Below are 26,141 nucleotides of genomic sequence, written 5' to 3'. Positions count from 1 at the left end.
TGAGGGGCGGACGCGTTTATTGTCGTTTTCGGCATTATGTCGGGCGGGCCGAGGGGCGGCAAGGCCGCTATGCTGGTCCCATGTCTTGGCTCTATGTCTTGAGCGGACGCGCGCATTGTGCAGAATTCGCTCCTCTCCGGCTCCGGCCGCTTTCGCGACTTCAGGGAGTTCCATGCCCCGCCCTCTCGACGGCAAGACATTCATGCTCGGCATCGGCGCGCAAAAGGCCGGCACGTCCTGGCTTCATGATTATTTCGTAAAGCGCCGCGACGTTTTCGTGCCGCCGGTCAAGGAACTGCATCATTTCGATGCGCGCTACCGCCCGGACCTTTGCAGCGATTTCGACCGGCGCTTCCGCGAGCGCTATGAAAAATTCCGTGCCCGCGACGGCAAGAGCCGGTCGGCGCGAAAGCGCGTCGAGATACTTGAAGCCCGTGTGCGGATGATCGGGGACGAAAGCGCCTATCGCGCCTATTTCGAAAAAGCCGTGCCCGGACGGTGCCGCGTCTTCGGCGAGATCACGCCTGCCTATTCGCTTCTGCCCGAAGCGGGGTTCCGCGCCATCGCGGCGCAGTTTCCGCGCACAAAACTCATCTTCCTGATGCGCGATCCGGTCGACCGTCTCTATTCGCATCTGCGCATGGCGGAGCGGCTGGACATGCTCACCGTCCCGGCCATTGCGCAATTCGAGGCGGCGCTGAACAACCCGCAATATGTCGAGCGCAGCTCGTATCACCGCACGCTTGCGACTGTACGACGCGTCTTCGCGCCGGAAGACATTTTCACCGGCTTCTACGAAACCTTCTTCTGCGATGCGGAGCTTGCGCGCCTTTGCGATTTTCTCGGCATTCCTTTCAAGCCGGGCGACTACGGTTCTCCGGTCAATGTCTCGCCGCATGAAACGCGGCTCGATGCGGAACGGCTCGCCCTGGCACGAAAGAAGCTCGCGCCCGTCTATGATTTCTGCCGCGCGGAATTCGGCGGCCTTGTGCCCGAGAGCTGGCTCGCCTGAGTGCGGTCCGTCTTTCCTCTCGCATTCGCCGCGCGCTTCGGCGTCGCGCTCTCTTCAAGGGCGAGCCCCAGCTCCGCCCGCTTCTTCTTGCTCAGTCCCGCCGCGACGATTGCATGCGAGGCTTTCAGATATTGCTTCAGCTCCCGCTTGCCGAGGCCCTTGTCGTAGCTCTGTATCCATTTCATGCCGCGTGAGGCGAGATAGGGCGCCGGGCGGCAGCCTTCGGCGTCCCGCAGCATTTCCCAGCCGATCTCCGACACCTTGAAAGTAATGCCGGGGTGATGCCCGCGCTCCCAGCCGCCAATCGCGAAGACCTTGCCGCCGACCTTCCAGACATGCGCGCCACCCCATTGCACGACGTAGGTCGTCGCCGGCAGTGAGCCGCAAAAGGCATTGAACTCGCGATAGCTGAGCGGCATGCCGCCTCCTCCTCGCCTGTTCTATCTCTCTTCCACCCTCCCCTTGAGGGAGGGTCGAAATTCGCACAGCGAATTTCGGGGAGGGGATGCAGCGAAATATAAAAAGACAACCCGAACTTGTGGCAAGCTCCCTTACCCCTCCCCAAACGGCCCTCTTGTGTCTGTATTTGCAGACAAGCTGCAAATGGGCCGTTTGACCCTCCCACAGGGGGAGGGTGGGAAGAAGTTTCGTTACGCCTTCACAACCTTGTCACCCGTCAGCGCGGCGATCTCGTCGTCGCCGAGCCCCGCTTCACGGAGCACTTCTTCCGTCTGCTCGCCGAGACGCGGCGGGTGGCGGCGAATGCTGGACGGGCTCTCGAAAAAGCGTACCGGCGGCTTCAGCGCGAAGTAAGGCCCGGCATGCGGGTGGTCGTAGCGCGCGAAGAAGTCGACGGCCTTCAGATGCGGATCGTCCTGCAGATCGTCCAGCCGGTTCATCTTCACGGCGGGAATGGAAAGCGGTTTCAGCAGCGCCAGCCATTCATCCGTCGTCTTCGTCTCCGTCGTCTCCTCGATCATCGCATAGAGGTCGCGGATATTGACGGTGCGCGCCTTGTAGTTGTTGAAGCGCGGATCGTTGATGTAGTCGTCGAGACGGCCCGCCAGCTCGAAGAACTGTTCCCACTGCTTGTCGGAATAAGGCAGCAGGCCGATATGCCCGTCCTTCGTTCGATAGGGGCGGCGGTCGGGATTGGTGATGCGGCCATAGGTCCACTGGCCGGTCGGCGGATCGTAGACATGGTCGTAGAAATGTTCGGCGAGCACGAAGGAGGTCACGGCCTCCAGCATCGGCACCTCGACGAACTGTCCCTCGCCGGTCCGCTCCTTGTGGAAAAGCGCCGCCGTCACCGCCTGCACCATGAAAAGACCGGACACCTTGTCGGCCATGATGGTGGGGATGTAGCGCGGCTTCGGGTCGCCATCCATGCGGCCGAGAAGGTCCGCCGCGCCCGAGCCCGCCTGAATGAGATCGTCATAGGCGGGCAGGCCCGCATAGGGCCCGTCCGAGCCATAGCCCGCCGCATGGACGAAAATGATGTCGGGCTTTGCCGCCTTCACATCTTCATAGGAGAGGCCGAGCTTCTTCATCGCCGCATAGCGAATGTTCGATGTCAGCACATCGGCGGTGGCGATGATCTTCAGCAGCGCCTCGCGGCCTTCCTTGGCTCCGAGGTCGAGCAGCACCGAGCGCTTGTTGCGGTTGATGGTGAGAAAGATGGGGCCGAGGTCCGCCGCCGCGCCTTCGGGCAGGTGGCCCGGCCAGCGCATGATGTCGCCGCCCGATCCGCCACCGCCGGTGGGCGAGGGGGCCTCGATCTTGATCACGTCCGCGCCCATGTCGCCCAATATTTGCGTCGCATAGGCGCCGAAGACGACGGCGGTGAGGTCGACGATGCGCACGCCTTTCAGCGGGCCCTTGTTCTCGGTTTCGAGTTTCTTGCTCTTTTTCTCGCTCAACGCCGTTTCCCCGCTTCTACTTCTTCGCGCCCCGTTTACGGGCGCCACTCATATAATATGTCGGGCAGACCTTCCTCATTGTTCGTGCCTCTGGTGCGGCGCGTCTCGGTCAGCCCGTGGCGCTCATAGAAGCGCCGGGCGCCGAGATTGGCCTGAAACGTCCAGAGGGAAAAGCCCTGCGGCATCTCCTTCTTCGTTATTGCGAGGAGGAGAGAGCCTGCCCCTGCGTTATGCGAAGCGGGATCGACATAGAGATGATGGAGCCAGTTGCCGTCCGCTTCCCGGGCAAGCGCCGCAAAGCCGATGGTCTTGCCGTCGGTGTGCAGTGCCGTCCAGACCTCGCTGCGCTTCACCATGCGGCGGATGAAGGCCCTTGTCTCCGCATCGCCGGCAGGCCGGCGTTCAGATAAGTCATGGTCCTGCGCGCGGCGAGAAATATCTCCGCGATCTCCGGCCAGTCGTCGTCTTCAGCGCGATGGATCTGCATGGGGTGGTTGATACTGTCTGAGGCGGAAAATCAAAATAGAAGTGTCATCCCGGGATTTATTCCCGGGACCCAATCCCCTTCACCAGCAGCACCGATCCCTCCGTCGCCGCCTCGCGGTCGGCGGAGATCGCGCGATAGTCCGCACTTTCCGACCAGTCGCGGAAACTCGTCTCGTCGGGGAACTCGATCAGCACAACTTTCGTGCCTGTCCAGTTTCCTTCCACGATTTCCGGGTTCTCCTGAGCGGCGAGCAGGCGTCCCTTCCGCCCCTTCATCGTTTCGGCGAAGCGGGCCGCATAGGCCTCATATCGCGCCCGGTCATGGATGGTGAACTGCGCCAGCGCATAGACGGTCATGGGGTGCTCCTGCGGTTCTGTGCTGGAGAGATGCTGCGGGAGGCGCTGCTCCCGGTGAAGCCGTCGAATGTGCGAAGGGCTTTGCAGGGAGAAGCAATACTTTCTTCCACCCTCCCCCTGTGGGAGGGTCAAACGGTTGCAAGCCGTTTGGGGAGGGGGACTCCGTTCCCGGCATGTGGCGCGCGTTCTTTGTTTCCTACCCCTCCCCAAAATTTTCTTCGCTGCGCTCGCAAATTTTGACCCTCCCACAGGGGGAGGGTGGAAGGCCCCCGATTCCACATTCTCCCGCACCTCCTCTATGATCCCACTCATGCTGCTGCATCATTCGAGCTGGCCGGAGGTCGAGGCCTATCTCACAAAGTCGAAAGGGATCGTCATTCCCATCGGCTCGACGGAGCAGCACGGGCCGAACGGGCTCATCGGCACGGACGCGATCTGCCCGGAAGCCATCGCGCAACGTGCGGGCGAGGAAGCGGGCTTCCTTGTCGGCCCCACCTTCAATGTCGGCATCGCGCAGCATCATCTCGGCTTTCCCGGCACGATGACGCTTCGCCCCTCGACCATGATCGCCGCCATTCATGACTGGGTCGGCTCGCTCGCGCGGCACGGTTTTGAGCGCATCTATTTCTTCAACGGGCATGGCGGCAATGTCGCGACCATCGAGGCGGCGTTTTCGGAAATCTATGCCGACCGCTCGCTGGCGGGAGACGCAAGCAATCGCGGGCCCGTAAAGTGCAAGCGCGTGAACTGGTGGGATTTCAAACCCGTCATGGATTTCTGCAAGGAGCGCTACGGCTCGGCGCATGGCGCCCATGCGACGCCCTCAGAGGTTGCCGTCACCTGGTTCCTCAATCCCGGCGCCATCAAACATGTCGAGATGTCGCCGAAGGTCGCGCCCTGGGGCCGCTACACGGACGCGGAAAGCTACCGCGCCGCCTTCCCGGACGGGCGCATCGGTTCCGACCCCTCGCTCGCGGACCCGAAAGACGGCGAGAAGCTGATCGCCCTTTCCGCTCAGGGCCTGATCGAGGATTTTCGGAAATTCGAGGCTGCGTAAGGGGTTAGTCGAGGGGCTTGAAACGTTAATACGTTCGTTATAACGTTCTTTCGCCCTCTTTGACGGTCGGAGACCTTGGTCATGATTTCGCTCAAGCTTACGCAGATCGGCAATTCCGTTGGCGTCGCCCTGCCCAAGGCGGTGCTTGAGCGTTTGCATGCATCCAAGGGCGATAATCTCTTTCTCATCGAGACGCCGGATGGCTACATGCTGACGCCTTACGATCCGGCAATGGCGGAGCAGCTTGAAGCCGCCGAAGCCATCATGCGTGAAGACCGGGACGTATTGAAGGCGCTTGCGAAGTAAACGGGGCATGGCCGATCGCCCTGAACCTCTCTGGCTGCTTCGCAATGCCGTTCTCGCTTTCCATTCACGCCAACTGGCGGAGCATGGCGGCGGCGAGGGTATACGCGATGAGGGGCTTCTCGATTCCGCGCTGAGCAGGCCTCTCAATAAATTCGCCTATGAAGAGCCGGACCTCTTCGATCTCGCGGCGGCCTATGCCTACGGCATTGCGACCAATCATCCTTTTGTGGACGGAAACAAGCGTACGGCCTATGTCGCGGCCCTCACCTTTCTCCGTCTGAACGGATACAGTATCGAGGCGAGCGCAACGGAGAAATACGAAACCTTTATCCGGCTTGCCGCAGGTGAGATGGAAGAGGCTGAGCTTGCAGACTGGTTCCGCCGATGTGGGCGGGAGATTCCGCAATGATAAACAAAGTAATCAGTATAAAGAGTTTATTTGCGAAACACCCGGAGTCCAGACCCGAGGTCATGGACCACTTCCTCGCGAGTCTCCGCAGGAATGCGGACCTCTACAAGCGTCTTGCGCGATAGGTCGCACAGCCTGATGTAAAATGAAAAAGTGGCATCCCGGCGAAAGCCGGGAACCATGGGCGTGACGGCAAACTGCCTGCCCTGTTCTTGCATTTATCTCCTCGCCATGGCGGCGGAGGGGGCGGGGATTACTTTTCCGCTGCCGCTTCTTCGTTACAGCGGGGACAAGTGCGTCTCTTTCCCGCTACAGCGGGGACAAGTCGAGCGGCGAAGATTTTCCCGCCGGGGATAAACGGCATTCCGCAAACGGAAGAGACGATGAGGGAGACGAACAAGAAGACGATCCCGTCTCTCCTTTCGTCTCCTCAAAGCGCACACAATTAAATTGTGACGTTTCGATGACGTTCGCGTCTGTTTATCCCCGCAGCGGGGGATAACCGGCGATCTGCACCACGCCCTCCACAACCTCGACGGGCACGGCCTCAAGCTGCTTTCCCACGCAGGGCCCGCTCGTGCAGAGCCCGTCCTCGATGCGGAAAAGGGCCGCGTGATTGCCGCAGAGGATCTGGCTCTCGTCCTGCGTCAGAAACCTGTCCGGCCAGTTGTCGAGCCGCGTTGCGGCGTGCGGGCAGAGGTTGAGATAGGCGTATACGGCGCCATTCCTCCGTACAAGGAAAATATTGAGTGACGAGGTGCCGTTGCCAAGCGTCAGACCCTTGGCGCCCGTATCGTCGATTTCGTCCAGCGCGCAAAGTGGCGTTCCCGGCGCAGGCAGCGCTGGCTTCCTCACGGCGCTTTTTTCATGGCGCTTTCTTCAGGCCACCCATCTTGCAGACGAGTTTCCATTCGTCGTCGCGCACGGGCTGCACGGAAAGACGCGAATTGTTGGCGAGCACCATCTCGTGCAGTGCGGGTTCCTTCTTCACATCGTCAAGCGTGACGGGGTTCGGTACATCCTCGACGGCTTCGATGTCGACAAGGCCGAACTTTCCCTTCTCGTCGGTCGGGTCGGGCCGGTGTTCGCCGATCACGCGAACAATGCCGACGATCCGCTTCTCGTCCACCGAATGATAGAAGAAGCCGAGGTCGCCCTTTTTCATCGCCTTCATGTTGTTGTTCGCCTGGTAGTTGCGAACGCCGTTCCAGGGCTCGCCCTTCTTGCCTTTCTTCTTCTGGTCGTCCCATGACCAGGTGGAGGGCTCGGATTTGAAAAGCCAGTACGCCATTGCGCCTTACTCCTTCGGGCCGAGCAGCCATTTCCATGCGCGCACTTCCGTCTGCGCAAAGAGCCCGGCCTTGTTGTAGGGGTCGTTCTCCACGAGCTTCTCGGCCGTCGCGCGATCCTCGGCATCGATCACGAGCATTGAGCCGTTCATCACGCTCGCATCGTCATTGGTAAAAGGACCGCCGATCTTCACGCAACCCGCGTCGCCCCAATATTTCAGATGCGCGTCGCGATTGGCGAGGCGGAGTTCAAGCGCGTTCGGCTTGTCGGTGCAGATAAGACAGAAGAGCATGATGCGCGTTTCCGTTTTCGTTTCTGGTGTCAGCCTTCGCTGCGGAAGGGGCGGGCGAGAAGCGTGGCGATGGCGTCGTCGACCGTCGCCTTGGCCGTCACGATGGCGGCGACGGCTTCGGCAATCGGCATTTCAATACCGTATTTATTTGCGAGTGCAACGACGGCGCTTGCCGAGTGGACGCCTTCGCTCACGGAATTGCGCGCGCCCATCACGTCTTCCAGCGTCCTTCCTTCGCCCAGCGCCATGCCGAGCGACATGTTGCGCGACTTCGGCGAGTTGCAGGTGAGGATGAGGTCGCCGAGCCCCGAGAGGCCCATCAGCGTTTCCGTGCGCGCGCCCATGGCGACGCCGAGCCGTGCGAGTTCCGCAAAGCCGCGCGTCGTCAGTGCCGCGCGTGCGCTGTCGCCGAATTTCTTTCCTTCAACGATGCCGCAGGCAATCGCGAGGACGTTCTTCACCGCGCCGCCGATCTCCGCGCCGATCAGGTCGGACGAATAATAGGGACGGAATGCCGGAAGTCCGATCGCATGGACGAGTGCTTCCGCCACGTCCTCGTCCGCGCAGGCAAGCGTCACCGCGGTCGGCAGGCCTCTCGCCACTTCCGCGGCAAAGCTCGGGCCGGAAAGGACGGCGGCTTTCGCTTGCGGCGCGGCTTCGGCAAGAACTTCCGTGAGCAGATAATTCGTCGATTGCTCCACCCCCTTCGCGCAGAGCACCACGGGCTTGTCTTCCGCGATATCGGGAGCGAGCTGTTCCAGTACGCGGCGCATATGCTGCGCCGGCGTCACCATCAGGATTGCATCGGCTTGTGCAATTTCTTTCAGCTCGCCCGTCGCGCGCAGGCTCTCGTCGAGGGCGATGCCGGGCAGGAAGAGGCTGTTCTCGTGGGCGCCGTTCACGCTCTCCACGACCTCGGCCTCGCGCGCCCAAAGCGTCACCTCGCGGCCCGCCTTGGCGGCAACCTGTGCGAGCGCCGTGCCCCATGCGCCTGCGCCAACCACTGCTATCTTGTTGTATTTGCTAACCAAAATGCCTCTCCAGGGCGTCGTGCATGTTGCAGGTGCTAATGATTGAACGATTCGTTGAATATTTACCCGGCCGCTCTACAATCATCTGTATGACCGCTCAAGACGATCCGCACCAGAAAATCATCGCGGCCGCAAAAAGGCGTTTCACGCATTACGGCTATACCAAAACCACGATGGCCGAGCTTGCCGTCGATTGCGACATGTCGCCCGGCAATCTCTACCGCTATTTTGCGGGCAAGCTCGATATTGCCGAGGCGATTTGCCGTGAAGCCTCTGTGCAGACAGCGGACGATCTCCAGCGCATTCTGACATCGCCAGGGCGCAGCGCTTCCCAAAGGCTCCACGATTTCCTGTTCATGGATCTCCGGGAAACCTTCCACAAGCTTGAAAAAGACCCGAAAATCGTGGAAATGGCGCAAATCGTCACCGCCGAACGCCCAGAGTTTCACAATGAAGGGCTGGCGCGTGAACGCGAGGTTCTCTGCCGCATTGTCGAGCTCGGTAATCTTTCGGGCGAGTTCAATGTGCCGGACCCGGATTTCGCAGCAGAGATGATTCAGGCCGCGACCCTCAAATTCAGCTACCCGCAGCTCTTCACCCGTTTGCCGCTTGCGAAGCTCGAACGGGAACTCGAAGGCGTCTACCAGATTGTCGTGGCGGGATTGAAAGCGGGCTGTGCGGCCTGCGTCGACCCGGAAAAAGTCGCCGTCGAAGCTTGAACTGTTCCAGTCTTGTCCCCTAACTCATTGTTTTAGTGCGCCGCGTCATTTCTATTAACGCGGCGCATTGTTGCATTAAGGCTCTGATTTACATCAAGGATTTCGGCTGGATGGCGCCATTTGTGTTGCGTTGCAGCAACATAAATTCTGATGATTGAACATTTTTGATTTTGTTCATTGTTTTCCATTCAGAAGGCGCCTACATCCAGCCTGTCAGCGGGACCCCCGGAACGAAACCCCGCTCACAGGCATCAGGAGACGAGCCATGACCTACATGAACAAAAAGCTGACCAACCGCGTCATCACCCTCGCCATCGCCGGTTACACGCTGGCTTTCGCCGCCCAGATCGCTGCCCAGTACGCAGTCTGATCCGGACACAGGTTTTCAAAACGGGTGGCTTTGCCCCCGGATGCGAGAAGGAAGACCGACATGACGCTGAACCCGAATTTCCGCCAGATCGCGGAGCGCGTCGTCGCCAAAACCGCCGCCGCATTGCTCGTGGCCTACACGCTCGTACTGGTCGTGCAGACCTCGGGCGCTGCCCGCATCATCTGACCGTTCTTTCAAGCTTCTCGACCGGGCCTTCCTCCCTCCCCTTGTGAGGCCCGGTGATCCCCGAGCCCTCTCTCGAAGAGGGCGCTTGACCCCGCCGCTTCCCCTCGCGGCGGGGTTCTTTTTTGCAAGGCGGACCCAAAACCCGGGCTAAAAAATCAAGAAAGATGCTGTTTTGCGAAGCGCACCATATGCGCAATCGCCTCGCGGGCTTCCGGCAACATGTCGGCATTGAGCTGCCAGACATGCCAGACCTTCGGCCAGACCTCGATCGCCGTTTCGACGCCAGCAGATTTCAGCGCCGCGGCCATGCGGGTCGAGTCGTCGCGCAGCATCTCGCGCTCGCCGACCTGGAAGAGGGTTGGCGGGAAGCCGCTCACATCGCCGAAAAGGGGCGAAATGAAAGGGTCGCGCTCGTCGGCACCAGGGCAATAGACCGGCATCAGGCTGTCCATCATTTCTTCCACGAACATCGAATCCGCCTCGGCATTGCTGTGGCGGGACTCGCCCGAACCCGTCATGTCGGTTGCGGGCGAAAGGCAGATCAGCGCAGCGGGAAGCGGCAGGCCCTCTGCCTTGAGGCGCAAGGCAAGTGCCAGCGTGAGGTTGCCGCCCGCAGAATCGCCGCCCACCAGGACCGACTTTGCGGGAATGCCCTTGTCGAGCAAAGCCTTGTAGGCGGTTACGCAGTCATCGAGGCCGGCGGGATAGGGATGTTCGGGCGCAAGCCGATAATCGATGGCATAGACGGGAATGCCGATATCCTTTGCAAGCCGCCAGGTCAGCGGGCGGTGTGTGCGGGGCGAGCCAGCGACGAAGCCTCCGCCGTGAATATAGAGGAAAGCCTTGTCCTGCCGGGCTTCGGGAGCCGTGATCTTTTCGGCGGCCACCCCGCCGAACCTGAGTGCCTCCACCTCGATGCCGGCCGGAAGTTTCGACATGCGCGGCTCCATCTGCTCCATCATCGGCCGCAGGAGCTGTACGTCGGGGTTCTTGCGGAAGCGGCGCTTCACCTGCCAGCGAATCACAAGATTAAGGAGGGTTAGCTGGAAGCTCATATCGGGGAAGTCCTCTCAGGCTTTCACGCCGGCTCCCCGTGCGGGCGCGGCCTCGGGATCGAGCGGCCAGCGCGCGCGCGGACCGGTGTCGATTGGGTCCGTCAGTCCGAGCGAAAGCCTCTCCGCCCCCGCCCACGCGATCATCGCGCCGTTATCCGTGCAGAGTTTCAGCGGCGGCACAACAAATTCGTAACCGCAGGCGTGGGCAGACACCATTAAACGCTGGCGTAGCGCCATGTTCGCCGCGACCCCGCCCGCTACGACCAGGCGGCGATGGCCGGGGGGGATCACCTCGTCGGCAAGTGCCATGGCGTTTTCCACGCGCTCGGAAAGAACATCCGCGACCGCGTGCTGGAATGAGGCGGCGATATCGGACTTGTCCTGATCCGTCAGCTTGCCAAGGTTTTCCGCGGTTTGCCGGACGGCTGTCTTGAGACCGGAGAATGAAAAATCACAGCCGGGACGACCGCTCATGGGACGGGGGAGGGGGAAACGCGAGGGGTTTCCTTCTTTTGCCGCGCGCTCGACGGCGGGGCCGCCCGGATAGCCGAGCCCCAGGAGCTTTGCCACCTTGTCGAAGGCTTCGCCCACGGCATCGTCGATCGTCGTGCCAAGGCGGCGATAGCGGCCGACAGCCTCCACCACAAGGAGCTGGCTGTGGCCGCCCGAAACGAGCAAGAGGAGATAGGGGAAAGGAAGCGCGTCGGTCATCCGCGCGGTCAGGGCGTGGCCTTCGAGGTGGTTGAGCGCGACGAAGGGCAGTCCGCGCGACGCCGCAATCCCTTTCGCGGTCATGAGCCCTACGATCACGCCGCCGATCAGGCCCGGCCCTGCTGTAGCGGCAATGCCGTCGAGATCGTCCCAGTCGAGTTTCGCCTGCTTCAAGGCGCGTTGGATAAGTCCGTCCAGATGCTCGACATGGGCGCGGGCTGCAATTTCAGGCACCACACCGCCGAAAGGCGCATGCTCCTCGATCTGCGAAAAGACGACATTGGAGAGGATTTCACCCGGCACATTGGCTCCATGCCTGCGGACGATCGCAGCCGCAGTCTCGTCGCAGCTCGTCTCGATGCCAAGGATGGTGAGCGGTTCTGTCACGGGCTTGCCTGAAAAAGAGCCTGAAAAGTACCCGGGGCCCCTCTCATCACGGGGCCGAAAAGGCTATAAGAAGCCCCGGCGGGCCGGTCCCGCCCGGGAATTTCCGTTGGCATACAACTTTAGAGACCCTGCATGCAACGCCGCTACCGTATCGGCACAAGAGGTTCAAAGCTCGCCCTCGTTCAGGCGAACGAAGTCGCGCGACGGATCGCGCTTGCAAGCGACGCTCCTGTCGAGGAGGTGACGGAGATCGTCGTCATCTCGACCGAAGGTGACCGGGTGCAGGATCGGGCGCTGTCGGAAATTGGCGGCAAGGGGCTCTTCACGCAGGAAATCGAGGAGCAGCTCGCGGATGCGCGGATCGACGTCGCCGTCCATTCGATGAAGGATATGCCGACGCTGCTGCCGGACGGGCTCGTGATCGATTGCCTGCTGGAACGGGCCGATCCGCGCGATGCCTTCATTTCGCTGAAGGCGGGATCGCTCGCCGATCTGCCCGCTGGCTCTCGAGTCGGCACTTCTTCGCTCCGCCGCGCGGCCCAGGTAAAGGCGAGGCGGCCTGATCTCGACGTTGTGCCCTTTCGCGGCAATGTCGATACGCGGTTGCGGAAGCTTGGTGAAGGCGTTGCGGATGCAACCTTCCTTGCGGTTGCCGGTCTCACACGCATGGGTCTTGCGGACAAGATCACCGCATCGCTCTCGCCGGACGATATGCTGCCCGCCGTGGCGCAGGGGGCTATCGGGATCGAGCGCCGCGTTGGCGACGACGAGGCGGCGCATCTCCTCCAGAAGCTGCATCATGTGGAAACGGGTCTGCGTGTTGCGGCCGAGCGGGCCTTTCTCGCCGTTCTAGATGGTTCCTGCCGCACGCCCATTGCGGCGCTGGCGGAAATCGCGGGTAAACGCTTGCGGCTTCGCACCATGATCCTCACGCCGGATGGTCAGGAAATCCACGAAACGGAGCGCGAAGGGCTTGCCGCCGACGCCATAGCGCTGGGCGAGGATGCGGGTCAGGAACTCAAGGGTCGCGCCGGACCGAATTTCTTCGACGCGGTCTGAGTGATGCGGCTCCTCGTCACGCGGCCCGAGGAAGACAGCGCCCCGCTTGCCGATGCGCTTGTTGCGCTTGGCCATGAGGTGGTGATGGCGCCTCTTCTCACGATCCGTTTTCTCGATGATGCTTTCCTTCCAGAGGGCAGGTGGCGGGCGCTTCTCTTCACCAGCGCAAACGGAGTCCGCGCCCTGGTGCGCCGCAAGGAAGCCTTACGCCTTCTGCCGCTTCCTGTCTTTGCCGTCGGCCCTGCCAGTGCCGATGCCGCGCGCGCGGCGGGCTTTGTGACTGTCGAGGCCGCCGGTGGCGATGTGACCTCGCTTGCGGATCACGTTTCCGGCGCGCTCAAGCCCGAGGGGGGGCCTCTTCTCCATGTGGCGGGCAGTACGGTCGCCGGTGATCTTGCGGGCTCGCTCGGCGCGCAAGGCTTCGAGGTGAAGCGAGCGGTGCTCTACGAAGCGGTGCCCGCGCGCGTGCTTCCCGAAGCGGCGCGTCAAGAAATCGAGGATGGTTCGCTTGATGGTGTCCTGCTTTATTCACCGCGTACGGCCCGCGCTTTCGCTTCGCTCGTCCTTGAGGCCGGGCTTGCGACCAGGACAGAGGGTCTTGTGGCTTATTGCCTATCGCCCAACGTCGCTGAGGCCCTTCGCGATTTGCCCGGACTTACGGTGAAAATTGCGCATGAACCGGACCAGGATGCGCTGGTAGCTCTGCTGCCAGCCTGATTTTCCCGGAACTTCGCCCTGACCCATGCGCTTTGAGCCTCTATAGTGGCGGCGACAGGGATTTCCCCAGAAGGCTTCAGATGAGTGATCCAAACGGCAGCGGCAAAGACGACAAGACGGGCGCCGGCATGGGCCCAGACGAGAGTGCGAAGGAAACAACGGCGGAATATCTGAAGCCCGAGGACGGCAAGCCGCGCGGGTCGACGAAGCGCCAGAAGGAGCCGCGCACTCTCGAAGGAAAAGCCGAGCCCGTCGAGGACAAGCCCGCGGCAGCGTCTGACGATAAGTCTGCGAGCGACAAAGCAGAGGCCTCGGGCTCGCAGCGTTCGCCTTTGCCGATTGTTCTTGCGGCAGGGGTCGCGGGCCTTGGCGGTGCGGCGGTCGCGCTCGCGGCTGTCTGGTTCGTGGGTCTGCCGCAGCGCGCGGGCGATGGGGACGCATTTGCCGGTTTCGAACAGCGCATTGACGCCCTTGAGGCCGGTGCCGGTGAAAGCGCCACGCAAACCGGTGCGACATTCACCTCGCTTGGCAACCGCATCGATCAACTCGAAAAAGATCTCGCGGCTGCGTCGGAAACACCCGACAGCGCCGCCGCCCTTCGTGAACGGCTCGAAACTCTCGCCGCAGACACACAGAAAATGACCTCCGCGCTCAACGATACGCGTGGCTCCCTGCGTGAACTTGAGCAGCAGGTCGGCGGGATTTCGGAGGGCTTGCCGCCACCCGGCATCGCGGGTCAGGTCGGCAGCATCGAAACGCTGGTAAAGGCTCTCGATCTTCGTCTCGCCTCGCTCGCGCCGAACGTGCAGAAGATGGAAGAGCGCGTCGCCGCGCTTGAAGAAGAGGAGGACGATCCCGACGCTGCCGCGCGCGCGGCCCTCGGCCTTGCACTCGCGAACCTTGCGCGCGCCGCCGAAAGCGCCGGTTCGTTCGAGACGGAACTCGACACGGTGCGGACTTTCCTGCCCGGGGAGACGGCGCTTGCCGATCTCGCAGAGGCTGCATCCGGAGGGGTGCCGACGCGCGCCGCGCTCGAGGCGCGCTTCCCGGCGCTTGCCGAAAATATCTTCGATGCGGAACGCCGCGCGGATGCGGATGGATGGTGGTCGCGCTTCCTCGCCAATGCGAAGTCGCTCGTCACGATCCGCAAGACGGGGGAAATTTCAGGAGATACGACCGAAGCGAAAGTTGCGCGAATGGAAGAGCGGCTAAAGGTGCATGACCTTGGGGGGGCGGTGAAGGAAGCCGAAACGCTCGAAGGCCCGGCCGCTGAAGCGGCGGCCTCATGGCTCGCCGATGCGCGCGCGCGCCTTGAGACGGACCGGCTTGTGAGGGAGCTCAGCGCAAGCGTTGCGGCGCAACTCGCCAAGGCGAAGGGCTGACGCTGATGCTGCGCGCCCTGTACACATTCCTCATCATTGCGGTCCTCAGCGGCATCGCGATCTGGCTTGCCGACAATCCGGGCGAGCTTGTCATGCATTGGCGCGGGTATGAAATCCGCACGAGTTTCGTTGTCGGCGTTGGTGCGATGGCGCTTGCGGCCTTCCTGGTCCTCCTCGTCTACCGCATCGTGGTGAGCTTCATCGAGACGCCCGCAAGCGTTTCGAACTTTCTCGAAAAGCGCCGTCAGCAGAAGGGCTTCCTCGCTCTTTCGCGCGGGATGGTTGCGGTTGCCGCGGGCGATGCCTCCGATGCCAAGCGTTATGCGGCACAGGCGCACAAGCTTCTGGATGCGCCGCCACTGACGCTTCTTCTCGCCGCTCAGGCAGCGCAGCTCGAAGGTGACGAGGCGGGAGCGACGAGATATTTCGAAAAGATGCTGGCGGCCCCCGAGACGGAATTTCTCGGCCTTCGCGGTCTTTTCATTCAGGCGCGGCGCGCGGGTGATCGCGATGGCGCACTGGCCTATGCGCGCCGGGCTTTCGATTTGCGCCCGCAGACTTCCTGGGCAGCACAGGCCGTCTTCGAAATCGAGGCAGCGGAAGAAGACTGGGATGGTGCGCTGAAGACGCTTGACCGTGTGGTTGGGGCAAAGCTCATTCCGCGCGACGATGCGCGCCGCCGCCGCGCTGTGCTGCTTACCGCCCGTGCGATGACAGCCGCGGAAGCCGCTCGCGGTCAGGTGGGCGATGCGCGCAAGCCCGCCTTCGAGAAAGCGGCAAAGCTTGCGCTTGAAGCCGCATCGCTCGAGCCGCGCTTCGTGCCCGCCATCGCGCTTGCCGCCAAGCTTTGCGCGGAGACGGGTCACGTCCGCAAGGGCATGAAGCTCATCGAGGATGCATGGAGCGTGGTGCCGCATCCAGACCTTGCCGATGCGTGGCTCGATCTGGTTGAGGACGAAAGCGGCTATGCCCGGGCGGAACGCGCGAACGCGCTTGCCGTCCGCAACCCCGATCACCTCGAAAGCCGTATTCTCGTCGCTCGTGGCGCTATCGGTGCGCGCGACTGGAAAGCGGCGCGCGAGGCGCTTGCCCCTTACGCCGGTCCGATGGCGCAAGAGCAGCCAGGGCAGCGGGTCTGCGAACTCATGTCCGAGATCGAGGAAGGCGAATATGGCGACCGGGGCGCGGCAAGGAGCTGGCTCACGCGCGCGCTGCATGCGTCGGAAGACCCTCAATGGACGGGGACCGGCTACCGCTCTGCGCGCTGGTCCCCCATCAATCCGGTGACCGGCGAGTTCGATGCGCTTGAATGGACAGCGCCGGTCATGGCACTTGCGCAGAATGAGGCGCCTGTTCCTCTCGATGGGCCTGACGAGAAAGCTTCCGGTTCCGAAGGGCCGCTTGAGGTCACTGTTGCGCCTGCGGTGCGCGAGACGGGAGCGACCGGCGAAGCTCTTGCCTTTCAACCGCCCCTGCCCGACGATCCCGGTCCGGATGAAACCGGGGACAAGCGGGAGGGGGAGAATAAATGGTGAAACGGCTTCTGGCCGGCACGGTGACGCTTATTCTGCTGGCGTTTGCCGTGATCATGATCTCGTTCGTGCAGCTCGATGTGCCACGAGAGCAACTCATCGGGAAATATGCGACCGGGGCTTCGCAATTCGTCACGCTTCCAAGCGGGGCGGGTGTCCATGTGCGCGACGAAGGAAATCCGGAGGGGCCGGCGCTGGTCCTCGTGCACGGTTCCAATGCCTCTCTTCACACATGGGAGCCTTGGGTCGAAGAGCTGGGCGGCACCTATCGCATCATCAGTATGGATTTGCCGGGGCATGGGCTTACGGGCCGTGTTCCGGGCGATGATTACACGCGCGAGGGTATGACGGCCTTCGTTCACGAGGTGCTGGAAACGCTTCATGTCGGGCGCTTCGCGATCGCGGGTAATTCAATGGGGGGTGGCATTGCCGCGCTTTACACGCTTGAGCATCCTGAAAGCGTCTCTGCGCTCATTCTGGTCGATGCAGCCGGCATTCCGGTCAAGCGCGACGATGACGATGTGCCGCTCGCCTTCCGGGTCGCGAGTATGCCGGTCGTCAGCAATGTCATGCGATACGTGTTGCCGCGGTCGCTTGTCGAGGAGGGTGTGCGCAAGGTTTTTGTCGACCAGTCGAAGGTGACGGACGAGATGGTCGCGCGTTATTTTGATCTCACGCTGCATGAGGGCAATCGCGATGCAACGCGGATGCGGTTTGCAAGCTACGCTTCCCGCAATGAGGAAGCCTTTGCGGATCGGCTCAGCGAAATCGAGGCGCCCACTCTCGTTCTCTGGGGTGACAAGGACGGGCTCATTCCCGTCTCCGCGGCTCATGAGTTTCAGAAGCGGATTCCGCAGGCCGAACTCGTCATCTTCGAGAATGTCGGGCATGTGCCGATGGAGGAGGTGCCCGGGGCGAGCGCTGCGGCCGTGCGTAGCTTCCTTGCGAAAGTTCGGGCGAAAGTTCAGGCCGATGCCGGATCGGGTGAGGTCGCCCCTGCGGGCGATGCGGAACCGCAACCCGAAGCTGCCGAATAAGCCCAAATCATCCTCGGGGCCCTTTCTCCCTGTTGCCAAAGACGCGATGGCGGGGTATCTGAGGGCCCTCGCGGACAGGCGGTTTTTCTGCCCGTCCCGCCGCCGCTTTAGCTCAGTTGGTAGAGCACCTCATTCGTAATGAGGGGGTCGGGTGTTCGAGTCACCCAAGCGGCACCACTTTTCCCTGATTTCCTTCTGGCCAATCTTCCGGTTTCGCGGCTGTCTTCGCCCGGTTCCAGATCACGACTTGCGCCGCCGCGGCGTTCGGAAAACAGAAAGGCCGTTCCCTCGCGGGAAGGAAACGGCCTTTCGTCTATCGGAGGCTGCTCGCCATCTTGTACGCGCCGGGGAAGGCAACCCTCAGACGAGTGCTTGCGGGCAGTCTCCTCAGCCGTGTTGCGGTGCGCCGCGGTAGCGCAGGCCTGTCCGGTTCGCCTGCGGCTTGCCCTTGTGGGCTTCGGTCGAATGGTAGCGCGCGCCGCGGTAATTCAGGACGGAGTCCTTGGAAGGAGCCGTATTGTGATCGCCGTGATGAGCAACGCCCCTGTAAGTCAGATCGGTCATGGGATGCCTCCTGCGGTTTGCTTCCTCTGATGTCACTCAATATGAGTAAGATGTGTAAGTTTGTCAATACTCTCAAATAGAGTAATTACACATTCTTTGGACAGAAGCTCGAGGCGCTGCTAGGAATGACCTAATTCCCTGTGTTTTCGGCGTTTTTCCGCCTTACGGTATCGGAACGCCAGCCTGTTCTTGTTCAATGCGAGGCTGAATATGGAAAAACTTGATCAAAGAATTCAGCTTGTTGCTTCCGTCGAATTCAACAATGTGGTGGATCGCTGGCGCCGGGAGCAGGCGGATCTTCCCTCCCGCTCGGAAGCGATCCGGCGTCTTGTCCTTCACGGTCTCGAATATGAGAAGAGTTTCCCCATGCGCATGATCACCGCCATCATCCGGCCCCATAAATACGAGGAGTTGCGCGACGCACTGGTCGCGATCGGCATTGAGGGCATCACCGTTTCGCAAGTGCAGGGCTTCGGCCGGCAGCGCGGTCACGCGGAAATCTATCGCGGTGCGGAATATCAGGTGATGGAAGTTCCCAAGGTTCGGATCGATGTGGCGGTCAGTGCCGAGCTCGTCGAAAAGGCCGTGCGTGAGATCGAGCGGGCTGCCAGCACGGGCAAGACCGGCGACGGCAAGATTTTTGTGCAGCCTCTGGAGCAGGTGGTCCGCATTCGTACCGGCGAAACGAATGAAACGGCGCTCGGCTAGCCTGCCCTTGCCGGTCAAAATGGGACAGAGAGGCTTCTCTTCCGGCGCAATGCCGCAGGAAAATCGCAAGTTTCACTAACACGGCGTTTACCCCCCCGAAACAATACGGGCCCTATTCTCGTCTGATCGACAGGCAGGCGAGAACAAGCCCTTCAATGTTTCATCAGCGAAGCTCTTCGCGCGGACGCCGGAAATCGCTTCTGGCGGATTATTCGACCAATCTGGGCGAGTTGCTCTCGCGTCAGAAGTCGGAGGCTGCCTTGCGTTCTGCCAAGGCTGAATCCGACATGGCAAGCCGTACGAAGTCCGAGTTTCTCGCGAATATGAGCCATGAGCTGAGAACGCCGCTCAACGCCATTATCGGCTTTTCGGAATTCATCCAGCACATCGGGGCGAGCGGGCAACCCTCCGACAAGACAGTCGAGTATGCGTCTCATATCGCGGGCGCGGGCAGGCATCTTCTCAACATCATTTCCGATATTCTCGATATCTCCAAGATCGAGAGCGGCACATTTGCGCTTACGAAGGAGCCTTGTGACCTTCGCGAGCTTATCGATGCTTGCGTGGTGCTCGTCGAGCCCCGGGTTCGCGACAAGAAGCAGGTGTTCGAGGTCAAGGCAGATGCGATCCTCCCGCAGGTGCCAATCGATGTGCGCCGTATCAAACAAGTTCTCATCAACCTTCTTTCCAACGCGCACAAGTTCACGGCCGAAGGGGGGCGCGTGGTCCTGGTTGCGACGCGGACGCCGGATGGCGGGGCGACGATTGCCGTTGCCGATACCGGCGTCGGCATGACGCGGGAACAAATCGATTATGCGATGACGCCTTTCGGGCAAGTGCAGTCGAGCTATGCGCGAGGTCATGAGGGCACGGGACTCGGCCTTCCGATTGCTGCGGCGCTTACCAAGCTTCACGGCGGTGAGTTCCGGATTCACAGCGAGCCGGGCAAGGGAACGACCGTGTTTTTCACTTTGCCGCCCGGTCGCCCGGACGGTCAACACATGCACGACCAGGACAAGTTTCATGACCAGCATGTCTAAATTCCAGAGTGCGGGCGAAGGCACGCAGGACGTCTCGCCGGAGGCGCCGCCTCTTGTCGAGCGGCGCGGAGCGCCAGCGGCACCGCCAAAGCGTATTGCCCATATCGTCTCCGTGTCGGGCTCGCAGGCGATTGCCGTGCTGGAGCATGAGCATGGTGCGCAGAACGCAGAGCCTCGCGTCGAGATCGGACAGCTGGTGAAAGTGCCGACGCCGCTTGCCACCGTCATCGGTCTTGTATCCGCTGTCAGCGCGCCTGCGCCTACAAATGGCGGGACGACCGAAGATATCAGGCTTATCGAACTCAACCTCGCCGGTGAAGTGGTGGACGATCCGGTGGACGGGCGGCTTTCGTTTCGGCGCGGCGTTTCGCATCTTCCGACCATCAGCGATCCTGTCTTGCTTGCGGATCGCTACGACCTGACGCGTGTCTATACGCAGCCGAATGTCGCGACGATAGAAGTGGGCACGCTTTTTCAGGATGCGGCGGTGCCGGCGCGCTTTATCATCGACGATCTGCTTGCAAAGCACTTTATCGTTGTCGGCACGACAGGTTGCGGAAAATCCTGCGCCCTTACCGCCATTCTCCAGCGTGTTCTGGATGGACATAATCACGCGCATATCGTGATGCTGGATGTGCATAACGAATACCCAACCGCGTTTGGCGACCGCGCGGAACTCATCGACCCGAGCAATCTGCATCTGCCTTTCTGGCTTCTCAATTTCCAGGAACTCTCGGCGGCGCTGACGAGCGGGGATGCCTACCACGAAGCCGAGGTCGAAATTCTCAACGACGCGGTCATCGCGGCAAAGCGGCGCTATTCCGACGCCTCGGCCAACCGCCAGATTGCGCGCCGTCCGGGAGAGACCGGCGGCATGACCGTCGATGCGCCGACGCCGTTCCGTCTGTCGGATGTCCTGTCCTATATTGACGAGCAGCTTGGCAAGCTCGACCGCACACAGAAGACGCTTCCCTTTCGCCGGTTGAAGAACCGTATCGAAACGCTTGCGAGCGATCAGCGCTACAGCTTCATGTTTGGCAGTCTGCAGGTGCAGGATACGATGGCCGACATTCTTGGCCGCCTGTTCCGTGTGCCGAATGACGGACGCCCGATCACTGTCATCAATCTTTCAACGGTACCGCCGGAAATTCTGGATGTCGTGATCTCTGTGATTTCGCGGCTTGCCTTTGACCTGGCTGTCTGGAGCAAGGGCGGACTGCCCATGCTTCTCGTTTGCGAGGAGGCGCATCGCTATGCGCCCGCGACTGGGGGGGAAGGTTTTGCGCCGACGCGGCAAGCGCTTTCGCGCATTGCGAAGGAGGGGCGCAAATACGGCCTGTCGCTCGCCCTCGTCACCCAGCGGCCATCGGAGCTCGACACGACGATCCTCTCCCAGTGCAGCACGGTCGTCGCGATGCGGCTGTCGACGGAACGCGATCAGCAGGTCATGCGGGCCAACACGCATGACGGTGCGCTCGATCTTCTCGACTTCCTGCCGCTGCTCGGCGATCGCGAGGCGATCGTGCTCGGGCAGGGGGTCGGCATGCCGATGCGGATCAAGTTCGCCGACATCGCCGACAAAGGTGTGCCGAGGAACCTCAATTCGGGCTTTTCGCAATCCTGGAGCAGGCCCAATCTCGACCGGGCCGGGCTTGAGGCCATCGTGTCGCGCTGGCGCCATGCCGGGCGCGAGCGGAGCCACAGTTAGGCTTCCTGCGACAGAAGGCCTCGCGGCATTGCCTTTTCAGGCTGATGCGATGCGGTTCCCGCCGCGCTATGGTGCCCCGGTCTGCTTTCCGACCTTTGTGCGAGGCATTGTCATGATCCGTCCGTTTCGGCTTTCCGTTGCGACCCTGCTGCTGGTCGCGCCCCTTCTCGCGTCCTGCGGCGAAGCCGGGAACAGCGAGATTGCGATTGCCGATCCATGGGCCCGGGCGAGCGTCACCGAAACAGGTGCGGCCTATCTGACGGTTTCGAACGCCGGGAACAAGGATGACGTACTTCTCGAAGCGCGTTCGCCCGTCGCCGGAAAGGTCGAGATTCACGACATGACCATGGAAGGCATGGTGATGAAGATGCGCAGGCTCGACGCTCTGCCGGTTCCGGCAGGCGGAAGCGTGGCGCTGGCGCCGGGCGGCAAGCACATCATGCTGATCGGGCTTGCCGAGCCGCTTTCGGAAGGCATGTCAGTACCGCTGACGCTTGTTTTCGAGGGCGCGGGCGAAGTCGAGGTCTCCGCACCGGTCCGCCCGGCGGGGCAGGCGGTGCACTGAATATCCATGGCGACGGTTTCGATTGATTCGAAGCCGGTATTTGTGCAGCGCATATAATCAGTGTGCGACGCAATAAATTAACTTCCCCTCCCAAACGGCGGCCGGAGATCATTACGGTCGTGTCATAAATGCCATACCGCCCGCGCAATGTTGCATCCGTGTGAGGCAGCGGTAGCGCATGGCCTTGACTCAACCCCGCAATAAATGTGGGCTAGGCGGTGAGGGATGCTGACTGGCCGGGGGGAACAGTCGAGTGATTTCCGATTCAACCTCCCGATCAGGCTGCAAAGTTAGTGAAGCCATCGAGGATCGAGGAGGATCGCTCCATGAAAAGAAAAATTGCCCAAAGAGTGTTTTTGGGCGGCATGACGGGTGCGGCAATGCTGCTGACCGTCGGAACGGCCCAAGCCGTTGAATTCAAGTTCGGGGAAGCCAATCTCCAGATCGACAATCTGGTTTCGGTCGGTGCCGGATTCCGGACCTCTAAACAGGATTGCAGCCACGTTTCGAAGCCGAACGGTGGCTGCTCCGCCGGAAACGGGGCCGGCATGGGCATCAACGACGATGACGGCAACATCAATACTGACCAGTGGGATCCCTACACCACAACCGTCAAGATCACGACCGACTTCGATCTTCGATGGCAAAATTTCGGGGCATTCGTTCGTACCAAGGCGTTCTACGATTATTGGGTAAACGAAGAACTTGGTACAAGGAACAACCGCTTTGGCAGCCGTCCTCTCGTTGACGCGGCGCGTGGCGACCAGGCGCGGGATTTCGGTGGGAGAAGCTTCGATATTCTCGATGCTTTCGTGTACGGGAATTTCGACGTTTCGGGCATGCCCTTGAATGTCCGCGTCGGCAAGCAGGTTGTGAACTGGGGTGAAAGCCTCTTCATTCAGGGCGGTATCAATTCCTTTCTGCCGATCGACGTGACGGCCATCCGCACGCCCGGTTCGGAACTGAAGGAGGCGCTGATGCCTACGCCTTCCGTGTTCGCGTCCATCGGTCTGCCGGGCAGCGTAACGGTCGAGGCTTTCTGGCAGTTCGGGTGGCAGAAAACGGAACTGGACGCCTGCGGCACCTTCTTCAGCACCTCCGACGCCGCTTGCGAGGGCGGTCAATACGTCATGCTCGGCGGAGAATTTCCAGGTCCCGTCCTGATTCCCCGTCGTGCGTCCGAGGAGGGCGACGATACGGGCACCTTCGGCGTGGCGATCAAGCATTACGCCGAAAACCTCGGAGCGGGCACCGATCTCGGTCTGTATTTCACGCAGCAGAGCCTGGTCGTGCCGGTCGGCACGTTTTCGATGGGCGATTTCGGCGCCGCGACGGCAAGCATTCTCGGCGCACCGTCTGCCGACCTGGCGTCCTTTTGCAGTGCTATTGCGGGTTTGCCGGGCAGCAGTCCAGGGACAGCGACATTCCCCGGCTGCGCAACACTTCCGGTTCCGGCTCTCGGCGGGTTGACGGCTCTCACGGCTGGCGTGGCCGCCACGGCAGCAACAAAGAACTACCTGATGCAGTATCCCGAAGACGTCCAGACCTTCGGTGCCAGCTTCAATACGTCGATTCCGCTTTTCGGCGGGTCGGCCTTTTCCGGCGAAATGGCGTTTACGCCCGACATGCCGTTTTCACTCAGCGACGTGGAAATCAATTCCGCCGAACTGGATGCCATCGGTGCCTGTTCCTTTGCGGGATCGCCGCCCGGCTGTCTCAGCCAGGGAAGCCAGAACGCCGGATTCGCCTATGCGCCGGGCGACACGATCCGGGGCTATGACGAGTTCGATGTCATAACGGGTCAGCTTGCGACAATCAGCACGCTCAACCCGTCGGCGGCCCTTCCGTCCCTGATCGGTTCGGACTTGATGATCCTGATCGCAAATGTCGGCTTCCAGTATCTTCCCGATCTCTCGGACAGCACCAACAGGCTGGCCGCTCCGCGGTCGGCGAGCACGCACCCCGATCTGGCCACCGCGTTGATCCTCGGCGATGCCACTTGCGGTGCGGCCGCGGCCGACCCGCTGGTTCCGGATTGCAAACTGGCTTACGCGACATCCACTTCCTGGGGTTACCGTCTCGCGGCCACCGCGGATTACAACAATGCTTTCGGAACGGCCTGGACGCTCACGCCGGTTCTTCAGTGGGCGCATGATGTGAACGGCGTGTCGGCCGGTCCGGTCGGCCCCGGTTTCGTCGACGGCAAGAAGACCATCAGCATCGGCGTCAATGCCAATCTCCAGAACACCTGGCGTGCCAATATCCAGTACACCAACAGTTTCGGTAACGAGTACAGGAACTTTTCCAGCGACAAGGACTTCGTCACGGCGACGGTCTCCTACGCGTTCTGATCCTTCGGAACATGTGTGAAGCAAATGAGCCCGGCGGTTTCGACCGCCGGGCTTTTTCATTTCCGCGATGCGCGGGCGCCTTGAATGGAGAGGGCAAGCGAACCGGCCGGCGTTGGCATTGTATGTTGCGCTGCGTCAGGAATCGCCGCTGGCGGCCGCAATAGTCCGTAGACGGACGACAAGATCGAAATCCGGTACGGCCGCAAACTCCCGTTCATTAAAAAGATTTAATGCAAACAAGGGCTAAACTGCCCGAAAATCGGGGCGAATAGAGGCGCGAAGGACACAGAATCCGCGGCGTGCGATTTGCGAGCCTCGGCCAATTTGCTATCATCCCGTTTGAGTAAGGCGGGGAAACCGGCCTCGGTGAACAGTACATAAAGCCAAAGGGCAAAAGCTGGCGCCGAAAGCCTCATAAGAAATCCAGTGGAGGGAACGTATATGAAAAGGACAACCTTGTTGGTGTCCGCCCTTGCGACAGCCGTGTTCGCAACCGGCGCGCTCGCCAAGGTTCCGGAAGCCCAGGTGAATCGTCTGGGCCAGGACCTCACCCCGATGGGGTCGGAAAAGGCCGGCGACGGCGATATTCCTGCATGGACCGGCGGCTTGCAGACCGTGCCCAGCAATGTCAGTTACAAGCCGGGCGACAAGCTCGCAGACCCCTTCGCCAGCGATCCGGTCAAGTTCACGATCACGGGTGAAAACGCCGGTCAGTACGACGATATCCTGACGCCGGGTTACAAGGCCCTGCTCAAGGCCTATCCAACCTACAAGATGAACGTCTATGAATCGCGCCGCACCTGCGCCTTCCCGGACAAGTACTACCAGGCCAACAAGCGCAATGCGGCGGTCGGCGAACTCGTCGGCGGCGGCTCGGGCGTCAGCGAAGCCATTTTCGGTTCGCCGTTCCCGATCCCGAACAATGCGCTCGAAATGATCTGGAACCACACGCTGCGTTATCGCGCTTTCAAGGTTGTCCGTCAGTTCGCGGCGGCGCCGGTTACGCGCGGCGGCGACTACACGCTCCAGATCGTGCAGGACGAGGCTATTCTCCAGTGGTCGGACCCCTCCGCGGAACGTGCCGAGGACCTCGACAACATCTCGCTCTACTACATCGCGAACACCATCGCCCCGGCCCGTGCCGCGGGTAACGTGATCCTGGTGTACGAAGCCCTGAACGCCGAAAAGCAGCCCCGTCAGGCCTGGCAGTACAGCCCGGGTACCCGCCGCGTGCGCCGTGCGCCGAACATCGCGTATGACAATCCCGGCACGAACTCGGACGGTCTGTCCACGTCGGACAGCTTCGACGGCTATAACGGCGCTCCGGATCGCTATGACTGGACCGTGCTCGGCAAGAACAAGCGTCTGGTTGCGGCGAATGCCTATGAAGCCGAATCCACGCCTTATTCGGACTTCCTGAAGCCGCTCCATCTCAACCAGGACAAGGTGCGTTACGAAGTGCGCCGCGTCTGGGAATTCGAGGCGAAGCTGCGTCCGAGCACCCGCCATGTCTACTCGCGCCGTGTCTATCACAACGACGAGGATGCCTGGCAGATTGCGTCGGCCGAACTTTATGACGGCCGTGGCCAGCTCTGGCGCGTTCAGGAACTCCAGCAGATCCAGCGCTACAACGTGCCGCTCTGCGGTTCCGCCGGCGAAATCGTCTACGATCTGCAGGCCGGCCGTTATCTGGCGCTCGCGCTGCAGAACGAAGAACCGCCGGTGAACTACTTCGCCGACGAGCTGGACAAGAACCGCTACACGCCGAACGCGATCCGTCAGCTCGGCGTCCGCTAAAGCGGACTGGAAATGGCAAGGGCCGGGCCCCGGAAACGGGGTCCGGCCTTCTGCTGTTTATGGGGAGCAGATTAAGGGCGATCCTGCGCGCAGA

The 26,141-nt window shown here is 61.5% G+C and carries 27 protein-coding genes, 1 tRNA gene and 1 pseudogene; 18 read left to right on the top strand and 11 right to left on the bottom strand.

The features are described from left to right. Positions 1–172 precede the first annotated feature (172 nt). Positions 173–1,012 carry a sulfotransferase gene (locus ABJO61_RS11730; protein ID WP_348323306.1) on the top strand — a complete coding sequence of 280 codons (840 nt, stop codon included), beginning with the start codon at positions 173–175 and terminating at the stop codon, positions 1,010–1,012. Positions 1,013–1,074: 62 nt separating this feature from the next. Here the strand turns inward: ABJO61_RS11730 and ABJO61_RS11725 are convergent. The 4 genes and pseudogenes from ABJO61_RS11725 to ABJO61_RS11710 all read right to left on the bottom strand — a co-directional run. Continuing rightward, positions 1,075–1,431, bottom strand: a pseudogene (locus tag ABJO61_RS11725) (MmcQ/YjbR family DNA-binding protein); the annotation flags it as partial. A 231-nt stretch (positions 1,432–1,662) separates the two neighbouring features. Further along, on the bottom strand, positions 1,663–2,931 hold the full coding sequence (locus ABJO61_RS11720; RefSeq protein WP_348323305.1) for a CaiB/BaiF CoA-transferase family protein: 1,269 nt from the start codon (positions 2,929–2,931) through the stop codon (positions 1,663–1,665). Between the two features lie 35 nt (positions 2,932–2,966). After that, positions 2,967–3,368 carry a GNAT family N-acetyltransferase gene (locus ABJO61_RS11715; RefSeq protein WP_348323341.1) on the bottom strand — a complete coding sequence of 134 codons (402 nt, stop codon included), beginning with the start codon at positions 3,366–3,368 and terminating at the stop codon, positions 2,967–2,969. Between the two features lie 106 nt (positions 3,369–3,474). Beyond that, entirely contained in the window at positions 3,475–3,774 is a 300-nt protein-coding gene (locus ABJO61_RS11710) for a DUF1330 domain-containing protein (RefSeq protein ID WP_348323304.1), read from the bottom strand. A gap of 310 nt (positions 3,775–4,084) precedes the next feature. Between ABJO61_RS11710 and ABJO61_RS11705 the strand changes: the two genes are divergently transcribed. The 3 genes from ABJO61_RS11705 to ABJO61_RS11695 all read left to right on the top strand — a co-directional run bounded on the left by ABJO61_RS11705 (position 4,085) and on the right by ABJO61_RS11695 (position 5,546). Beyond that, on the top strand, positions 4,085–4,831 hold the full coding sequence (locus tag ABJO61_RS11705) for a creatininase family protein (RefSeq protein ID WP_348323303.1): 747 nt from the start codon (positions 4,085–4,087) through the stop codon (positions 4,829–4,831). Between the two features lie 81 nt (positions 4,832–4,912). Beyond that, positions 4,913–5,137 carry an AbrB/MazE/SpoVT family DNA-binding domain-containing protein gene (locus tag ABJO61_RS11700; RefSeq protein ID WP_348323302.1) on the top strand — a complete coding sequence of 75 codons (225 nt, stop codon included), beginning with the start codon at positions 4,913–4,915 and terminating at the stop codon, positions 5,135–5,137. A 7-nt stretch (positions 5,138–5,144) separates the two neighbouring features. Then, a complete protein-coding gene (locus ABJO61_RS11695; RefSeq protein WP_348323301.1) occupies positions 5,145–5,546 on the top strand; it encodes a type II toxin-antitoxin system death-on-curing family toxin in 402 nt (133 codons plus the stop codon). Between the two features lie 480 nt (positions 5,547–6,026). Here the strand turns inward: ABJO61_RS11695 and ABJO61_RS11690 are convergent, their stop codons facing one another. The 4 genes from ABJO61_RS11690 to ABJO61_RS11675 are packed head-to-tail and all read right to left on the bottom strand — an operon-like array spanning position 6,027 to position 8,159. Continuing rightward, on the bottom strand, positions 6,027–6,401 hold the full coding sequence (locus tag ABJO61_RS11690) for a Rieske 2Fe-2S domain-containing protein (protein WP_348323300.1): 375 nt from the start codon (positions 6,399–6,401) through the stop codon (positions 6,027–6,029). A gap of 10 nt (positions 6,402–6,411) precedes the next feature. Beyond that, positions 6,412–6,837, bottom strand: coding sequence for an EVE domain-containing protein (locus ABJO61_RS11685; protein ID WP_348323299.1), 426 nt, complete (start codon positions 6,835–6,837; stop codon positions 6,412–6,414). A gap of 6 nt (positions 6,838–6,843) precedes the next feature. Then, positions 6,844–7,128, bottom strand: a complete 285-nt coding sequence (locus ABJO61_RS11680) for a YciI family protein (protein ID WP_348323298.1) — start codon at positions 7,126–7,128, stop codon at positions 6,844–6,846. Positions 7,129–7,157: 29 nt separating this feature from the next. Beyond that, complete coding sequence (locus ABJO61_RS11675; protein WP_348323297.1) at positions 7,158–8,159, bottom strand: NAD(P)H-dependent glycerol-3-phosphate dehydrogenase; 1,002 nt, start codon at positions 8,157–8,159, stop codon at positions 7,158–7,160. 89 nt (positions 8,160–8,248) lie between these two features. Between ABJO61_RS11675 and ABJO61_RS11670 the strand changes: the two genes are divergently transcribed. Both ABJO61_RS11670 and ABJO61_RS11665 read left to right on the top strand, forming a co-directional pair. After that, positions 8,249–8,878 carry a TetR/AcrR family transcriptional regulator gene (locus tag ABJO61_RS11670; protein WP_348323296.1) on the top strand — a complete coding sequence of 210 codons (630 nt, stop codon included), beginning with the start codon at positions 8,249–8,251 and terminating at the stop codon, positions 8,876–8,878. 430 nt (positions 8,879–9,308) lie between these two features. Continuing rightward, positions 9,309–9,434, top strand: a complete 126-nt coding sequence (locus ABJO61_RS11665) for a hypothetical protein (RefSeq protein ID WP_348323295.1) — start codon at positions 9,309–9,311, stop codon at positions 9,432–9,434. A gap of 155 nt (positions 9,435–9,589) precedes the next feature. Here ABJO61_RS11665 and ABJO61_RS11660 read toward each other — a convergent pair whose 3' ends face one another. Next, positions 9,590–10,489: an alpha/beta hydrolase gene (locus tag ABJO61_RS11660; protein WP_348323294.1), complete on the bottom strand. Its 900-nt coding sequence runs from the start codon at positions 10,487–10,489 to the stop codon at positions 9,590–9,592. Between the two features lie 15 nt (positions 10,490–10,504). After that, positions 10,505–11,587 carry a tRNA (adenosine(37)-N6)-threonylcarbamoyltransferase complex transferase subunit TsaD gene (tsaD, locus tag ABJO61_RS11655; RefSeq protein ID WP_348323293.1) on the bottom strand — a complete coding sequence of 361 codons (1,083 nt, stop codon included), beginning with the start codon at positions 11,585–11,587 and terminating at the stop codon, positions 10,505–10,507. Between the two features lie 132 nt (positions 11,588–11,719). Between tsaD and hemC the strand changes: the two genes are divergently transcribed. The 6 genes from hemC (at position 11,720) to ABJO61_RS11625 (ending at position 17,491) form a co-directional block, all read left to right on the top strand. Further along, positions 11,720–12,646 carry a hydroxymethylbilane synthase gene (gene hemC, locus ABJO61_RS11650; RefSeq protein ID WP_348323292.1) on the top strand — a complete coding sequence of 309 codons (927 nt, stop codon included), beginning with the start codon at positions 11,720–11,722 and terminating at the stop codon, positions 12,644–12,646. Between the two features lie 3 nt (positions 12,647–12,649). Next, positions 12,650–13,363, top strand: a complete 714-nt coding sequence (locus ABJO61_RS11645) for a uroporphyrinogen-III synthase (RefSeq protein WP_348323340.1) — start codon at positions 12,650–12,652, stop codon at positions 13,361–13,363. An 80-nt stretch (positions 13,364–13,443) separates the two neighbouring features. Next, positions 13,444–14,745 carry a mitofilin family membrane protein gene (locus ABJO61_RS11640; RefSeq protein ID WP_348323291.1) on the top strand — a complete coding sequence of 434 codons (1,302 nt, stop codon included), beginning with the start codon at positions 13,444–13,446 and terminating at the stop codon, positions 14,743–14,745. A 5-nt stretch (positions 14,746–14,750) separates the two neighbouring features. Next, on the top strand, positions 14,751–16,280 hold the full coding sequence (locus ABJO61_RS11635; protein WP_348323290.1) for a heme biosynthesis HemY N-terminal domain-containing protein: 1,530 nt from the start codon (positions 14,751–14,753) through the stop codon (positions 16,278–16,280). Continuing rightward, on the top strand, positions 16,274–17,314 hold the full coding sequence (locus ABJO61_RS11630) for an alpha/beta hydrolase (protein ID WP_348323289.1): 1,041 nt from the start codon (positions 16,274–16,276) through the stop codon (positions 17,312–17,314). The genes ABJO61_RS11635 and ABJO61_RS11630 overlap by 7 nt, the downstream gene beginning before the upstream one ends. A 101-nt stretch (positions 17,315–17,415) precedes the next feature. After that, positions 17,416–17,491, top strand: a tRNA-Thr gene (locus ABJO61_RS11625). 210 nt (positions 17,492–17,701) lie between these two features. Here the strand turns inward: ABJO61_RS11625 and ABJO61_RS11620 are convergent. Beyond that, positions 17,702–17,878, bottom strand: coding sequence for a DUF4278 domain-containing protein (locus ABJO61_RS11620; RefSeq protein ID WP_348323288.1), 177 nt, complete (start codon positions 17,876–17,878; stop codon positions 17,702–17,704). Positions 17,879–18,244: 366 nt separating this feature from the next. Here ABJO61_RS11620 and ABJO61_RS11615 point away from each other — a divergent pair, with 366 nt between their 5' ends. From ABJO61_RS11615 to ABJO61_RS11590, 6 genes are all read left to right on the top strand, one after another. After that, the gene (locus ABJO61_RS11615; protein ID WP_348323339.1) at positions 18,245–18,586 is read left to right on the top strand and encodes a P-II family nitrogen regulator; all 342 of its coding nucleotides are present in this window, start codon (positions 18,245–18,247) and stop codon (positions 18,584–18,586) included. A 155-nt stretch (positions 18,587–18,741) separates the two neighbouring features. Continuing rightward, positions 18,742–19,626 (top strand): HAMP domain-containing sensor histidine kinase, encoded by an 885-nt coding sequence (locus tag ABJO61_RS11610; RefSeq protein ID WP_348323287.1) that lies wholly within the window; start codon positions 18,742–18,744, stop codon positions 19,624–19,626. Next, positions 19,610–21,334, top strand: a complete 1,725-nt coding sequence (locus ABJO61_RS11605) for a DUF87 domain-containing protein (protein WP_348323286.1) — start codon at positions 19,610–19,612, stop codon at positions 21,332–21,334. Before ABJO61_RS11610 ends, ABJO61_RS11605 begins: the two co-directional genes overlap by 17 nt. A gap of 112 nt (positions 21,335–21,446) precedes the next feature. Then, positions 21,447–21,899, top strand: coding sequence for a copper chaperone PCu(A)C (locus ABJO61_RS11600; protein WP_348323285.1), 453 nt, complete (start codon positions 21,447–21,449; stop codon positions 21,897–21,899). Between the two features lie 326 nt (positions 21,900–22,225). After that, positions 22,226–24,250, top strand: a complete 2,025-nt coding sequence (locus ABJO61_RS11595; protein ID WP_348323284.1) for a DUF1302 domain-containing protein — start codon at positions 22,226–22,228, stop codon at positions 24,248–24,250. A 441-nt stretch (positions 24,251–24,691) separates the two neighbouring features. Further along, on the top strand, positions 24,692–26,047 hold the full coding sequence (locus tag ABJO61_RS11590; protein ID WP_348323283.1) for a DUF1329 domain-containing protein: 1,356 nt from the start codon (positions 24,692–24,694) through the stop codon (positions 26,045–26,047). The last annotated feature ends 94 nt before the right edge of the window (positions 26,048–26,141 follow it).

The organism is Parvibaculum sp. (genome assembly GCF_039973015.1).
Classification (GTDB): Bacteria; Pseudomonadota; Alphaproteobacteria; order Parvibaculales; family Parvibaculaceae; genus Parvibaculum.
Note: the sequence above shows the minus strand (reverse complement) of the source record. Positions and strands in the feature narration are given on the sequence as shown.

Excerpts from the sequence above, each read along its gene's own strand:
- ABJO61_RS11730 (WP_348323306.1), top strand. The coding sequence starts at position 173 with ATGCCCCGCCCTCTCGACGGCAAGACATTCATGCTCGGCATCGGCGCG.
- ABJO61_RS11710 (WP_348323304.1), bottom strand. The coding sequence starts at position 3,774 with ATGACCGTCTATGCGCTGGCGCAGTTCACCATCCATGACCGGGCGCGA.
- ABJO61_RS11705 (WP_348323303.1), top strand. The coding sequence starts at position 4,085 with ATGCTGCTGCATCATTCGAGCTGGCCGGAGGTCGAGGCCTATCTCACA.
- ABJO61_RS11700 (WP_348323302.1), top strand. The coding sequence starts at position 4,913 with ATGATTTCGCTCAAGCTTACGCAGATCGGCAATTCCGTTGGCGTCGCC.
- ABJO61_RS11695 (WP_348323301.1), top strand. The coding sequence starts at position 5,145 with ATGGCCGATCGCCCTGAACCTCTCTGGCTGCTTCGCAATGCCGTTCTC.
- ABJO61_RS11685 (WP_348323299.1), bottom strand. The coding sequence starts at position 6,837 with ATGGCGTACTGGCTTTTCAAATCCGAGCCCTCCACCTGGTCATGGGAC.
- ABJO61_RS11680 (WP_348323298.1), bottom strand. The coding sequence starts at position 7,128 with ATGCTCTTCTGTCTTATCTGCACCGACAAGCCGAACGCGCTTGAACTC.
- ABJO61_RS11670 (WP_348323296.1), top strand. The coding sequence starts at position 8,249 with ATGACCGCTCAAGACGATCCGCACCAGAAAATCATCGCGGCCGCAAAA.
- ABJO61_RS11665 (WP_348323295.1), top strand. The coding sequence starts at position 9,309 with ATGACGCTGAACCCGAATTTCCGCCAGATCGCGGAGCGCGTCGTCGCC.
- ABJO61_RS11660 (WP_348323294.1), bottom strand. The coding sequence starts at position 10,489 with ATGAGCTTCCAGCTAACCCTCCTTAATCTTGTGATTCGCTGGCAGGTG.
- hemC (WP_348323292.1), top strand. The coding sequence starts at position 11,720 with ATGCAACGCCGCTACCGTATCGGCACAAGAGGTTCAAAGCTCGCCCTC.
- ABJO61_RS11645 (WP_348323340.1), top strand. The coding sequence starts at position 12,650 with ATGCGGCTCCTCGTCACGCGGCCCGAGGAAGACAGCGCCCCGCTTGCC.
- ABJO61_RS11640 (WP_348323291.1), top strand. The coding sequence starts at position 13,444 with ATGAGTGATCCAAACGGCAGCGGCAAAGACGACAAGACGGGCGCCGGC.
- ABJO61_RS11635 (WP_348323290.1), top strand. The coding sequence starts at position 14,751 with ATGCTGCGCGCCCTGTACACATTCCTCATCATTGCGGTCCTCAGCGGC.
- ABJO61_RS11630 (WP_348323289.1), top strand. The coding sequence starts at position 16,274 with ATGGTGAAACGGCTTCTGGCCGGCACGGTGACGCTTATTCTGCTGGCG.
- ABJO61_RS11620 (WP_348323288.1), bottom strand. The coding sequence starts at position 17,878 with ATGACCGATCTGACTTACAGGGGCGTTGCTCATCACGGCGATCACAAT.
- ABJO61_RS11615 (WP_348323339.1), top strand. The coding sequence starts at position 18,245 with ATGCGCATGATCACCGCCATCATCCGGCCCCATAAATACGAGGAGTTG.
- ABJO61_RS11610 (WP_348323287.1), top strand. The coding sequence starts at position 18,742 with ATGTTTCATCAGCGAAGCTCTTCGCGCGGACGCCGGAAATCGCTTCTG.
- ABJO61_RS11605 (WP_348323286.1), top strand. The coding sequence starts at position 19,610 with ATGACCAGCATGTCTAAATTCCAGAGTGCGGGCGAAGGCACGCAGGAC.
- ABJO61_RS11600 (WP_348323285.1), top strand. The coding sequence starts at position 21,447 with ATGATCCGTCCGTTTCGGCTTTCCGTTGCGACCCTGCTGCTGGTCGCG.
- ABJO61_RS11595 (WP_348323284.1), top strand. The coding sequence starts at position 22,226 with ATGAAAAGAAAAATTGCCCAAAGAGTGTTTTTGGGCGGCATGACGGGT.
- ABJO61_RS11590 (WP_348323283.1), top strand. The coding sequence starts at position 24,692 with ATGAAAAGGACAACCTTGTTGGTGTCCGCCCTTGCGACAGCCGTGTTC.